A 13,017-nucleotide genomic window follows, 5' to 3' on the forward strand; every position below is an offset into this window, starting at 1 on the left:
GTTATAAGAACTATTTTTATGACATCAAGCTTTAAATTTTACTACTTTCAACAATACACTAATTAGGAATTAATACTTATTATGATATTAATTTTCTGTCTAAGAATTAATAATTATCATTATATGCTTTTGCTGCATTCTTAGCTACATCTTCTGGTGAAAGCTGTCCATTTAACATTGTTTGAAGATCTGTATTTAATACATCCCAAACAGCACTTGAAATATAAGAGTCATATATTTCACAAGGTTTGTTATCAACATACTGATAGTTGTAGAAATCCTGTGTGAACTGGTCAAACTTGCTTAAATCTACGTTCTGTACTTTTGTTAAACCACCTAATGCATAATTGGAAGCAACATAGTTAGCAAAAGCAGGTCCTGTAAGTTCATAAGCTAAATCTACAGCTGCAGCTAATTTGTTAGGATCATCTGCTACTTTAGGATTGATTGCAACTGCATATCCAAGTCCAGTGTCATGTGTCTTGTAAGAAGCAGTAGCACCATCTGGCTGAGGAAGAACTGCAAACTTTGTAGTATTGTAAAGATCAGTATCTTTTAAAGTAGCCTGAATATAGGAAACATCCCAGTTACCACCAATATAAGCTGCTGCATCACCGGAGATATAGTACTCTCTCGCATCTTCATTGGTAATTGCATTAAAATCTGCATTGAAGATACCGGAAGCAAATATGTCTTTTGTGAATTTAAGAGCATCTACGAAAGGTTTATCTGTAAAGGAAGCACCTTTCTTTTCAATTAAGGAGTGAGTCCAGTCAGCACCTGTGAATCTGTCTCCAATGGTTGCTAAGAAAGTTGAGTTAACCTGCCATTTACCACCGTTACCAAAAGCAATGGTATCAATACCTTTACCTGAGAAGTAATCTTTTGCTTTCTGAACGTCAGCCCAAGTTTCAGGGAACGTATCAAATCCAGCTTCTTTCCATTTAGCGGAATCATATACAACAACTGCGCAAGTACCACCTGTTAAAGCAGGAAGTCCGTACATTTTGCTGTCAGAAGTAAATGGATAGAAAGTTGTGTTATCATATTGGGAGGCATAAGGGGATTTTGAAATGATATCTGTCATATCAAGAAGCAGTCCCTGTGATGCCCAAGCCTTCGTATTCATACCTTGTAATAAAAACACATCCGGCAAATCGTTCGCTGCTGCAAGTGTTGCAATCTGTGTCTTGTAATCAGCGTTAGCAAGTACATTCTCAACTACATTAATTTCAGGATGTACTGTTTTCCAATCAGCAAGTACGGTACGGAATCCATCGGAACCACCGTTTCCTTGAGATTCTTCTGATGTTGAGAAATGCATAAGTTCTAGTTCGCCCTTATATGCAAGATTCGTTTTAGCTACATCAGTTTTTGTTGTTGCGTCTCCTGTCCCTGTATTTTCTGATGTTGCAGTATCCTGTGTTTGAGTCTGCGTTTGTTCAGCGGTTTCTGAAGTAGTGTTGTTGTCAGTTGCCGGTGTTTTACTTCCACAGGCAGTTAACATAGATGCTACCATAGCCGTTGCCAGTAATACGCTTAAAAACTTCTTTTTCATAAGCTAGTCCTCCATTATTAAAGTGTGTTTCATTTATATTATTATCACCACTACGGTAATAAAAATACCAATACTTTTTTTTAACATATTATTTAACTGTCTAATTAAATTTACTTATAAATTTATCTTACTTTTATATACATTTACTTTGTACAAATTTAATCTGAACTGATCTTATTGTAAATATTTACTTTAATTAAACTTACCTTTAATTTATTTTACTAATTAATTTTGCTGACCGTAGCTCCTTTATCCAATACTCCGGGTACTACAATATGTTCAATCAATGTAGTCTTTGGTCTTTCAATCAGATCAATTAGTTTCTCTGCTGCTAACTGCCCTAGTTTTTGAGTATCCTGAGTTATGGTAGTTAACTGGGGATCAATGAATTTTGTAACCCGGATTCCATCATAACCTGCTACGGAAATATCCTTTGGAATCTTAAGACCTCTGGCCTTTATTGCATTGATGCCGCCTAAACTAGCGAAATCATCCGGAAATAAAATACAGGTAGGCGGATCCGGCAGTTCTAATAATTCATTGGTTAAAAGCGCTGTGGAAACCGTATCACGATATGCAGATTCCCTGATATATTCTACAGGAATTTCCAGTCCGTATTCTTCAGCAAGTTTGAAAAAACTGTGCAGACGGTTAGTAGTTACTGCAGCATTCTCAGCTCCATGTATATAAGCGATCTTTCTGTGTCCGCATTCATATACATAATTGAACAAATCCTGCATTCCTCTGATATTATCAGACATAATCGCCGTTCTGTCGTTAAATAGATGGTCAATGGTTACTACTGGTAAATCACTGTGGATTAATTCAATCACTTCCACTTCATCATAATCGATACAGGCAATGACCACTCCGTCCAGCCCCCGGTATCTGCAGTGTTCCACATAAGACATTTTATCTTTTCTCTGTTTACTGCCGCTGATAAAAGTAATATCATAACCATGCCTCTCTGCAGCAGCCTTTAAGCTTTCCAGAACCATGATAAAATAGTCATGGGTCAAACCACTGTGGGCTTCATCAATCATCAGTACTCCGAGATTATAACTTCTGTTAGTCTTTAAGGTACGTGCAGAGGAATTCGGAAAATATCCCATCTCCTTTGCCGTTTCCCGCACCAATCTCTTCGTCTCTTCGCCGATGTCTTTATGTCCATTTAAAGCTTTACTCACTGTTGCCACAGACACGCCGCATACAGCCGAGATATCCTTCATAGACACCATGAACGTTCCTCCTTACCCCGTGCAGGTTAACGTTTAGCTAAAATAATCAGCCAAAAGTGCAACCAAGGTGTAATATGTATACATTTACTACTTAATCGATTTACTATAACGATTAAGTACGGACTTAGTATATAACATTTTACTAGTTAATGCAATACTTATTTTTGGTCATTTGTAAAATTTAATAATTACGCCATATAAAGGTTGAATTATATGTTGATTATTACTTTTATTAAGGGTTAACCATGTACTATTATGTAGTTTAATTGTAAATATCTTCTTGTTTCAGAAGGCAATTAAAAAAAAGACAGAAAAATGATGATTTTTTCACATTATAAAACAATTTATGGATATATTATCAAGTAATATCATAATATAAGCAGCTTAATCGTTTTCTAAGTAACGTGTTTTTATTAAAATGAAATAGCTCTTTTAAACTATAAGCCAAAAAAAGCAATATTATACAGTATAGATGCATATACTCCATTGTATCCAGGTTAATTAATTAGCTTAATACATTAACTATTTTAACTTAATTAAAAAGATAAAAAGGAGGCTGCTACAAAATCAAAGAGTTGGTTCACCTAGCGGTAGATTAAGGATTATTGTCTACCTGCAATTACTCTTATAAATTTTGCAACAGTCTCCTTGAAGACCGGTAATTTAAAAACTATAAATTGAATCGGTCAATAACATGTCTGCTTCTGTGATAATTTGACTTGCCTTTTTACTACTGTTCCTTACGCCTGTTTCCATCGTTTTAAAGTGGGGAAATATGAGTACATTGCTTCTTTTGCTGTCTTTTCATCAGGGTAAGTATTTGACTCCAAGGTAAAGGGAACACAACTTTCAATCATTTCATCCATGGTTTCCTCGGATAAAAAATTGCCGTCTTCATAGCAATAATGACAGTAATCCTCGCTCTTAGTCTTATCCTTATTCGTTCCCCTGTCTTCCTCGTTGTTCATTGGCATACCGCAGCTTTGGCAGAAATAATTTCCTTTGGCGATTGGGAAATATAATTCCACCACCTCTTTATTTCCAGGTACCGGATAATGTTCATGGACAGCACCTACAAGACTTAAGTGATTGGCTGGTATATACTCCTTTATGACCGATTCAAAAATTGATTCGTAGTTATTTTGATTGCATTCTGCAACTAGATACGTCTGGGAAGGTACCTCCCATTTTACCCAGCCCTCACTAGGGAGTGCATTCTCTATCACTTCACAACAAGCCAGATATTTGCCGCCATTTTGATCCCAACGGGCAAATGTTTCATTAAAATCACTCATAATACCCCAGATTGCCACTCTTCCGTTATCGAGCTTTTTGGCAAATGGTTCAATTTCTGAAAAATTACTGTTGGCCTCTTCCCAGATTGGTAATATCCAATCAGAGGGATTCTCTGCTGTACCTGAGCCCAGCTTTCCAATTACCGTAAATTTTTCTTTGTAAACATACTCCATATTCATCTGTTAACTCTCCTTTGATTTTGATAAAATCATTGTATCAGATGAAAATTGACATCAGTATGTCATATTATAAAAAAATAAAAACATTTGTTCTTTTTATTTGATCCTTCCCTGCAAAGACAAATACTGATCAAAGATCAGTCTACTGATTCTTGAACCAAAAACTGTAGCAGGATGGTCGGGATAATAAATGGGGTCTGTAAAATTCTTATTAAACAGTACAATTACGTATTTACCATAAGGTGTTGATACAATTCCTCCGTCATTCCTGCAGGCATTCATGCTGCCGCTTTTGGAAGCAATATAAATAAGCTCCTCTTCTCCTGTGTCCTCACTGTCCAGGAAATACTGCGGTAAACTTTTTGTAAGGGTCGAATTATAATGCTGTTTTTTAAAGATCTCAAGCATCTGCTTCGATGCCTGGGCACTTATTAATTCCTCTTTGCAGATCATTTCAAATATACCCCCATACTCTTTTGGCGTTGTTGTCCCGAGTTGTTTGTATTCTGAAAAATTAATTTTATTATGTAAGACCGTATCCGTAAACCCATGGGATTGTATAAAGGTATTAATCGTGTCAAGTCCCAAATAGTCAATCATCATGTTAGTAGCAATATTATCACTGACAATAATCATTAGTGTTGCTATGTTTTTTGCAGTTAATTGTACGCCAAAATCCAGGCTTTTTAATACTCCACTGCCATCAATCTCATTATCTTTCGTGTAAGTTAGCATATCCGACAGGTTCTTATTCCCTTTTTCCACCTCATCATATAGAGTACCTAAAATAAAAGTCTTGATACAGCTAGCCGTCTCAAATTTTTCTGATGTATTGATTTCAACTTTATTGCCTTTAAAGTCATTCACATAGATCCCCATCAAGCCGTTGTAACTGGCTAATTCTGCCTGGATTCTGTCTTCTAATGTAATCTCTTTCATTTTTTCTCCTATTGCGTATATATTTCCTTTTATTTTAGCACATCTTTATATACCCGCAGTACATTCTTATAAAAAATTGCTTCTATTTCATGGTTTTTATATCCCTCTTTTTCCAACGCCTCCGCTAACTGAGGTAAATAAGACGGGTCCGGCATTTCCTTGTGAACGGGAATACCATCATAATCCGAACCTAGTCCAACGCACTCATACCCGCCTATTTTGGTAATATATTTAATATGCTCCACAATTTTACTAATTGTACCGACTGCATCACTCTCATTTTCTACATCCTCTAGGAAACTGGGACAATAATTCATCCCCATAACACCGCCTCGTGCAGCCAGCTTGCGAATCATATCATCGGATAAATTCCTGACATGGTTACATACTCCTCTTGCATTGGAATGACTAGCCACGAACGGTTTTTTAGTATGGTTAAGCACATCATAAAAGCCCCCGTCGGATAAGTGGGAAACATCGATAATCATTCCTAACTGTTCCATTTCCTCTATAAAAGAGAAACCAAACTCCGTAAGTCCTTCTTTGGTATTCGGTATATGGAAATCCGGTTTTTCTCCTTCTATTAATTTAAAATTCGGATATCCGATACCATTCTCATAATTCCAGGTCAGGGTTAACATTCTGACTCCCAAACGGTAAAAATTCCTTAAGTGGGCCAAATCACATTTCGTAACACCGCCTTCTTCGATGGTTAACATAGCGGACATTCTGTTTGACTTCTGATTTTCTATAATATCATTATAATTTAAGGCCAAGGCAATTTTATCCTTGTTTCGATCCAGTTCCTGATAAAATAGATCAATTAACTTAAGACAATGTTCTAATGGATCAGCATAGTTTTTTATACTTACGAACATGGCAAAATTCTGGATCAGATAGTCTCCCTTTGCCATTCGTTCCAGGTCAAGCTGTAAATCATTCTTCGCCAGACCCATATCTTTTCCGTCCCGTAAACCATAAAAAATCTCTGATATGGTGTCACAGTGCATATCTGCTACTTTCATTTTTACACCCATTGCATATCGCAAGTTTACTTGCGATACTGCCACAAATATAACTGGTTGAAAGAATCATAATGTGGCATCCTTTCTACTCTTTTATTTTCTTTCAACCTTATACCCCTTTCCTATTGCAAGTTCAATTCCTCCCACCAAATCAAGGAAGGACTTATCCCATCTGTATGCTCCTGGACATGAATTAATTATATAACTTGTTAAAACAGACTTCCAATTGCTTTCATTTTTTGAACCAAATCGTCTCTATAATCCTCATCCTTCGGATTTAAACTGTTGATAACTACGCCATCGCTGCCATTTTTTGCGGTAGAATGAATGTATTTGCCATCACCGATATACATGGCAACATGACCTGGAAAGAACAGCATATCTGCGGGTTTCATACATGCATATTCAATTTCATGAATTGGGAACTCCTCTTTTATATCAGCATCCCGGTAAATGATTACACCATTTAGCATATAAGCTACCGAACATAAACCGGAGCAGTCAATTCCCAATGGGCTTTTACCTCCCCAGCGGTACTGTGTACCAAGATAGGTAATTGCAGTATTTACAATATCACTTCGAAGCTTCTCTTCCATTTCCAGAGAGTAAGCCGTGTAATAGGTACCAAGAAATTTCTCTTTAATATAACCCGTTCTGCCGTCACATAGCAAAACCTTTACCCAGCCATTTTCATCGGCCTCCTCAAGTACACTGACAAGACCGCCTTTTACCAGGCTGATTACATGGTGACCCTGTACTTTGGGTAAGGACAAGATATCTGCAAAAGGCTGTAATACCACTTTTTTACTAACCGTATCCCAGATTTTCAGCTTTTCCTCATCGAAGAGAAGCTGTGACATATGTACAAATCCCGTATATCCATAGTGTGTCTTTACTTCAAACCATTCCTCAGACGGTTGGGATATAATTTCGACTTTCATTCCATAGAAATCTTCATCCGATAGTTCGCTGTCCCAGTCTGGTTCTTTCATTAAAAAACCAAGGGTGTGATTAATCAGTGCATAATTCATTGCAAGCTTCGCCTTTCTAATTAAACCTATTTATAAAATAAATTATTAATTTATTCCTTATACTTTTATTGCTATCTTAAAACAAATTCATTGCCCAAAAATTTAACGGCTTTATAAAATACTTTGTTACTATTTTGGTGATGCTTTGATGTGTTTTGATCTATATAATATTATTCTGAATTTTGTTTAAAATGCACCCTGGTAACCCTGTCTTGTATTATTTAATACTATCTCTGCCTGTAATATTCATAGACTGCTTTTGAGACCCTACCAATCCATTGCTTTCCATATCTGTCATCCGGAGCATTCCAGACAAAAGCTCCAAAATAGTAATGTGCTCCCTTTAGGTAAAAGATACCCGCATCATGATCTAAGAAATCCAAACCACCTGTTTTATGGGCAGCTTTCACCTCCTCTGTAATATAACGCAGGGAATTCTGCTTATCGCGTTGTCGCAATAAGATACTTATAGCGTAGTCACATAATTCCGGTGTCAGAATGGTCTTATGATATAAGGCTTTATAGAGGATTCCTATATCCTGCGCGGAGGTGTAATTATTATAGCCTTGTTTTACGGCTTCAAAATCCAGCATATACCGTTCCAGTTTCGTATTCTGAAGAGATAATCTTTTTAGGGTCCGGTTAATCTCTTCCTTTGTCAATATGTCAATCAGGCAATTTGTTGCTGTATTATCACTATTAATTATCATCCAGACCAGGAGTTCATCTAAGGTGTATTGCCCCCCGCCGTATTCAAAAACTTCCGTATCCCTTAGAATTCCGGAATCTAACACTGTAATAAGTGAATCTCTGTTAAAACTGCCTTTTTGTATTTGCTCCAAGGCAGTAACCATAATAGGCAATTTAATTATACTGGCTGATACAACCTTTAGCTCCTCCTTGTAGGAGATTAAGACTTCGCCAGAAATTAAGTCTTCAACCAGAAGGGCTATATCTGCCTGGGCTTCTGATATTTCCTTTTCTATTCGTTCAACTAATTCCTTTCTCTCCATTTATCCTCCTCTGTTATGTAAATATACTGCATTTAAGTCTTCTGATTTTGCTTCTTAGTACTGTAATAATACTCTTTTTCTTTATTATTATTACATTTCCTAATTTTATTATCTAACTTTAATTTCCTTACTTAATTCCTTTATTTTAATTCCTTTACTTTAATTTTCTTACTTCGATTTTCTTACTTTAATTTCCTTTACTTTAATTTTCTTACTTTAATACCCTTACTTTTAATTTCCTTACTTTTTATTTCCTTACTTTTTATTTCCTTACTTCGTCATACTAAGACAAATATTACTACAATAATATTTTTAATCAAGTATATCATAAAAATTACTAAAGACACGCTTATCTTTTTCAACCCTATATTTGCTTAATAAATAGTCAAAAATTTTACTACTTCATGTTCTGCGTCATTGTCAATTCTATTATTTTTCTGCTTTTTAACTTATTTCAACAAAACGGACTGTATCAGCAGTCAGTTAAATTCTGCCGATATTGTCCGTTTCATTCATTGCATAAGTGATATTTAATTTACCTTAGGGTCACTCTGATAATAATATCACTATTCTATCTGTTTTTTATATTTCTGAAGTTCTGCCTCATTACACAGTACAAAGTGATTTTCTTCTACCTCCACCCAGCTTGGCTTATGTACAGAATAATCATGAACAGACGGATCATAGACCTTAAGTACTTTCTTTTTTTCTGCAACAGGGTCCGGCATGGGGATTGCGGATAATAATGCCTGGGTATAGGGGTGAAGCGGATGGTTATAGAGTTTTTCCGTTTCTCCCAATTCCACAAGTACACCTTTATGGATAACAGCAATACGGTCCGCAATAAACCGCATAACCGACAGATCGTGGGCAACAAAAAGATAGGTCAGGTCCCTTTTCTTCTGTAAATCAGATAATAGATTTAACACCTGGGCACGTATGGATACATCCAGGGCTGATATCGGTTCATCCGCTATAATAAATTCCGGCTGCATAATTAATGCTCTGGCAATTCCAATACGCTGTCTCTGACCTCCTGAGAACTCATGGGGAAAACGGCTGGCAAATTCCGGCAAAAGCCCAACATCCTGCAGAGCCTTTTCAACCATACTCTTTTTTTCTTCTTTGGTGTACTTTTGTTTTGTATTATAAAGCCCTTCTGATACGATATAATCAACCTTGGCTCTTTCATTTAAGGAGGCCATGGGGTCCTGGAATATCATCTGGATTTTCTGGGTCACTTCCCTGTCAAGCTCTTTTGAAATAGTTCCGTTAATCTTTTTTCCGTCATAGATAATTTCACCGCTCATGGTAGGGTTGATACGGATCACCGCCCGCCCGATGGTGGTTTTACCAGAGCCTGATTCTCCAACCAGACCAAAGGTTTCTCCTTTATAGATGTCAAAGCTTACATCATTTACCACTACGGTTTTATGCTTGTGCTCACCAAAGCTGACTCTTAAATTTTTGACTTCCAGCAGCTTTTTTCTATTTGTTTTCTCTGTCATCTGTAAATCCCTCCCTGGCTGCGAAGTTTTTTGATATGTTCCGGAGGATCTACTTTGGGAGCTCTAGGATCCATTAACCAGGAACGTACCTTATGGGTAGGGCTCACCTCGAAGTACGGAGGTCTTTCTTCAAAATCAATCTTTAAGGCTTTGGGATTTCTCGGCGCATAGGCATCCCCTTTTATGGTTTGAAAGAGATTGGGGGGAGTACCCTTAATGGTATATAAATCTTCTCCCTTAACTCCTAACTGGGGCAATGAGGATAGCAAGGCCCAGGTATACGGATGTCTGGAATTATAAAATACTTCTTCACAGGTGCCGATTTCCACAATATCACCGGCATACATTACTGCGATCCGGTCTGCCACATTGGCTACCACTCCTAAGTCGTGGGTTATATATATGGTAGTTAACTGATATTTCTCCTTTAAACTTTTAAGCAGTTCCAGAATCTGAGCCTGAATAGTAACATCCAGGGCAGTTGTCGGCTCGTCACAGATTAAGGTTTTCGGTCTGCAGGCTATTGCAATTGCAATTACAACTCTCTGTCTCATACCACCGGAAAACTCATGGGGGTACTGCTTATACCTGCGTTCTGTATCTGTAATACCCACATCTTCTAATATTTCAAGGACAGCTTTCTTTAATTCCTCCCCCTTTAGCCCCTGATGCAATTCGATAGCCTCCCCGATTTGGGCACCTATGGTCTTTAAAGGATTTAAACTGGTCATAGGATCTTGTAAAACCATGGCTATTTCACAGCCACGTATGGCTTTCCAGTCTTTTTCGGTTTTAAATTCTGCCAGATTTTTGTCTTTATATAATATTTCACCGGATTCGATAAACCCGTTTTTGTCCAGTAATCCCATAAAGGTTTTTGTAAATACTGATTTTCCGGAACCGGACTCCCCAACTATGGCTAAACTTTCTCCTTTATAAACCTCCAGAGATATATCACGGATTGCATGAAGTACTTTACCGCGGAGATTAAACTTCACATTCAGATTCTTAACGGATAATGCTATTTCTTTTTCCATAATCGTTTGAGCCTCCTATACGTGATTTTTCGGATCCGCCGCATCTGCAAATGCATTTCCGATAATATAAAATGATATGGTTACAATGGATAATACTACCGTGGGGAAAATCAACTGGTAACGCAGAGCAGCACTTGCCAAGAGGTTACGGCCGGCGGTAATCAGGTTACCAAGACTTGGGATATCTACCGGCAATCCTAAACCGATATAAGTTATGAATACTTCGCTTCCGATTGCTTCCGGAATCGCTAAAGCCATCCGAAGCATAATTACGGATACCAGGTAAGGTAATAGATTACGGTATACGATTCTGCCTGTGGGGGTGCCAAGACATCTGGAAGCCAGATTATAGTCACGGTCACGGATCATAAGAATCTGATTACGGATAAATCTTGCCATACCAATCCAGCGGGTTAAACTCATACCGATAATCAAACTTATTACACTTGGTTTCATGACATAGGAAAATAAAATCAAAACGATGGTGGAAGGAATATTATCCAGTACGTTATAAACTTCAGTAAAAATAAAGTCAAGTTTTCTTACATATCCCCATAACACACCTATGGTTATACCTACGGCCGCTTCAATTAAAGCAACAATAAAGCCAATCGTAATAGAGGTTCTGGTTCCTGCCCAGACACGGCTCCATAAATCCTGTCCGATGGAATTAGTACCAAACCAGAAGGTTCCATCAGGCTTGTGGTTGCTGATCTGCATGCCGCTTGTATCATTATTTACAAGGTTCGGATTAATCTGACCCGGCAGAAAGGGCTGGATACAGGTAAATAATAAAATAAAGAAAACTACTCCCAGTAAAATTACAGCAGTCTTATTATGTAAAAAGGCCTGAATGGTGCTTTTCCAGTAGGAATAATTGGAATATCCAGCTTTTTCAGCAAATTTTTCATCATACTCTGCAAATTCAAAAAGTTCATTTTGTGCCCCTTTTGCTGATTCGGTTATGCTATTTTCTAATTTAACGGATTTATGTCCTAAGATAGTCACTAGCGGGCACCTCCCTTTTTATTAAAACTGATTCGGGGATCAATTATAGTCATTAAGATATCGCCAAGAATCAAACCTAATATTCCAACGCAGGCAAATAAAACTACTATGGCTTGTACCATGGTGTTGTCCTGCCGTTTAACTACATCTACTAAAAGTCCCCCCATACCGGGAACACTGTATAAAGACTCTACATAGATAGAACCTACAATGGTATTTAAAAAGGAACTTGGCAGATATTGAATCATGGGAACAAAGGCATTTCTAAAGACATGCTTCATCATAATATCTTTACTGGACACCCCTTTTGCAATAGCCAGTTTCACATAATCTTTATTACTTTCATCCACCATATAACGACGGAGCCACATGGAATAATATGCAATATTACCTAAGGATAAAGAGATAACCGGCAATATCCAGGTCGCTGCATTATCCTTATCAAAGAGGATGGAAAACCCTAAGTATTGGTGTCCGAATACTTGAATGAATAAATAGTAGACTGCGGCAGGCACTGCCTGAATAAACACGATAAATGCGGTTCCAAACTTGTCCCAGAACCTTCCCTTAGACCTTGCCATTAAGGTACCAAGCGGTATCCCAAAGCCCAAAGATAATATTAATGAAATCCCGCCAAGGGTTAAAGAGATTGGTACTTTACTGGCTAATATCTTTGTTATGGGAACATTAGCGCGGTAAATTCTCGATACTCCCAAATCTCCGTGTAATAATTGTACAAAGAAGTTTTTCAGTTGGAGGAATATAGGTTTGTCCAATTCCATATTAACAATGCCTGTATGGATCTGTTCCTTCGTCAGCTTGTCAAAGTTCTGGAAATAACCTTCAATGGGCATTAATCGAAGCAATATAAATACAATAGATATAATAATTATTAAAGTTATAACAGACCGGGCTAATCTTTTTGCAAGATATTTTATCATTGTACAGCTCCTTTTTATTTTCTTGATTCGTTCCATCTAAATAGTATTTTACTTTACGGTTAGTATATTGGAGTGAACTTATCAACTTCTGTTTTTCAACTTCTGTTTTTCAATCCTGTTTGAATATACTCTAATGAATCTTTATTAAATTACTACTCTGCTAGACAATATGATTGAAATACTGTTATCACTGTCAATCCCATTGCTTAACAGAGTAAAGAGGCTATCCCAAGGTGGTTGAAAC

Annotated in this window: 11 protein-coding genes; all 11 read right to left on the reverse strand. The window is 37.2% G+C overall.

Annotation, left to right across the window (positions count from 1 at the left end):
• Positions 1 to 106: 106 nt before the first annotated feature.
• The 11 genes from QA584_RS20390 to QA584_RS20445 all read right to left on the reverse strand — a co-directional run bounded on the left by QA584_RS20390 (position 107) and on the right by QA584_RS20445 (position 12,773).
• On the reverse strand, positions 107 to 1,558 hold the full coding sequence (locus QA584_RS20390; RefSeq protein WP_278270948.1) for an extracellular solute-binding protein: 1,452 nt from the start codon (positions 1,556 to 1,558) through the stop codon (positions 107 to 109).
• A gap of 221 nt (positions 1,559 to 1,779) precedes the next feature.
• Positions 1,780 to 2,796, reverse strand: a complete 1,017-nt coding sequence (locus QA584_RS20395; RefSeq protein WP_278270949.1) for a LacI family DNA-binding transcriptional regulator — start codon at positions 2,794 to 2,796, stop codon at positions 1,780 to 1,782.
• A gap of 740 nt (positions 2,797 to 3,536) precedes the next feature.
• Positions 3,537 to 4,271, reverse strand: a complete 735-nt coding sequence (locus QA584_RS28635) for a zinc ribbon domain-containing protein (RefSeq protein ID WP_331487690.1) — start codon at positions 4,269 to 4,271, stop codon at positions 3,537 to 3,539.
• Positions 4,272 to 4,367: 96 nt separating this feature from the next.
• Entirely contained in the window at positions 4,368 to 5,210 is an 843-nt protein-coding gene (locus tag QA584_RS20410; RefSeq protein ID WP_278270950.1) for a serine hydrolase, read from the reverse strand.
• Positions 5,211 to 5,239: 29 nt separating this feature from the next.
• A complete protein-coding gene (locus QA584_RS20415; protein ID WP_278270951.1) occupies positions 5,240 to 6,235 on the reverse strand; it encodes a dipeptidase in 996 nt (331 codons plus the stop codon).
• 209 nt (positions 6,236 to 6,444) lie between these two features.
• Positions 6,445 to 7,266 carry a C40 family peptidase gene (locus QA584_RS20420; protein WP_278270952.1) on the reverse strand — a complete coding sequence of 274 codons (822 nt, stop codon included), beginning with the start codon at positions 7,264 to 7,266 and terminating at the stop codon, positions 6,445 to 6,447.
• Positions 7,267 to 7,493: 227 nt separating this feature from the next.
• Positions 7,494 to 8,279: a serine hydrolase gene (locus tag QA584_RS20425; protein WP_278270953.1), complete on the reverse strand. Its 786-nt coding sequence runs from the start codon at positions 8,277 to 8,279 to the stop codon at positions 7,494 to 7,496.
• Between the two features lie 566 nt (positions 8,280 to 8,845).
• Positions 8,846 to 9,787, reverse strand: a complete 942-nt coding sequence (locus QA584_RS20430) for an ATP-binding cassette domain-containing protein (protein ID WP_278270954.1) — start codon at positions 9,785 to 9,787, stop codon at positions 8,846 to 8,848.
• On the reverse strand, positions 9,784 to 10,824 hold the full coding sequence (locus QA584_RS20435; RefSeq protein WP_278270955.1) for an ABC transporter ATP-binding protein: 1,041 nt from the start codon (positions 10,822 to 10,824) through the stop codon (positions 9,784 to 9,786). The genes QA584_RS20430 and QA584_RS20435 overlap by 4 nt, the downstream gene beginning before the upstream one ends.
• A 15-nt stretch (positions 10,825 to 10,839) precedes the next feature.
• Positions 10,840 to 11,832 carry an ABC transporter permease gene (locus QA584_RS20440; RefSeq protein WP_331487691.1) on the reverse strand — a complete coding sequence of 331 codons (993 nt, stop codon included), beginning with the start codon at positions 11,830 to 11,832 and terminating at the stop codon, positions 10,840 to 10,842.
• The gene (locus QA584_RS20445) at positions 11,832 to 12,773 is read right to left on the reverse strand and encodes an ABC transporter permease (RefSeq protein WP_278270956.1); all 942 of its coding nucleotides are present in this window, start codon (positions 12,771 to 12,773) and stop codon (positions 11,832 to 11,834) included. Before QA584_RS20445 ends, QA584_RS20440 begins: the two co-directional genes overlap by 1 nt.
• Positions 12,774 to 13,017 lie beyond the last annotated feature (244 nt).

The organism is Anaerocolumna sp. AGMB13025, from assembly GCF_029689925.1.
Classification (GTDB): domain Bacteria; phylum Bacillota; class Clostridia; order Lachnospirales; family Lachnospiraceae; genus Anaerocolumna.

Excerpts from the sequence above, each read along its gene's own strand:
- QA584_RS20390 (WP_278270948.1), bottom strand. The coding sequence starts at position 1,558 with ATGAAAAAGAAGTTTTTAAGCGTATTACTGGCAACGGCTATGGTAGCA.
- QA584_RS20395 (WP_278270949.1), bottom strand. The coding sequence starts at position 2,796 with ATGGTGTCTATGAAGGATATCTCGGCTGTATGCGGCGTGTCTGTGGCA.
- QA584_RS28635 (WP_331487690.1), bottom strand. The coding sequence starts at position 4,271 with ATGAATATGGAGTATGTTTACAAAGAAAAATTTACGGTAATTGGAAAG.
- QA584_RS20410 (WP_278270950.1), bottom strand. The coding sequence starts at position 5,210 with ATGAAAGAGATTACATTAGAAGACAGAATCCAGGCAGAATTAGCCAGT.
- QA584_RS20415 (WP_278270951.1), bottom strand. The coding sequence starts at position 6,235 with ATGAAAGTAGCAGATATGCACTGTGACACCATATCAGAGATTTTTTAT.
- QA584_RS20420 (WP_278270952.1), bottom strand. The coding sequence starts at position 7,266 with ATGAATTATGCACTGATTAATCACACCCTTGGTTTTTTAATGAAAGAA.
- QA584_RS20425 (WP_278270953.1), bottom strand. The coding sequence starts at position 8,279 with ATGGAGAGAAAGGAATTAGTTGAACGAATAGAAAAGGAAATATCAGAA.
- QA584_RS20430 (WP_278270954.1), bottom strand. The coding sequence starts at position 9,787 with ATGACAGAGAAAACAAATAGAAAAAAGCTGCTGGAAGTCAAAAATTTA.
- QA584_RS20435 (WP_278270955.1), bottom strand. The coding sequence starts at position 10,824 with ATGGAAAAAGAAATAGCATTATCCGTTAAGAATCTGAATGTGAAGTTT.
- QA584_RS20445 (WP_278270956.1), bottom strand. The coding sequence starts at position 12,773 with ATGATAAAATATCTTGCAAAAAGATTAGCCCGGTCTGTTATAACTTTA.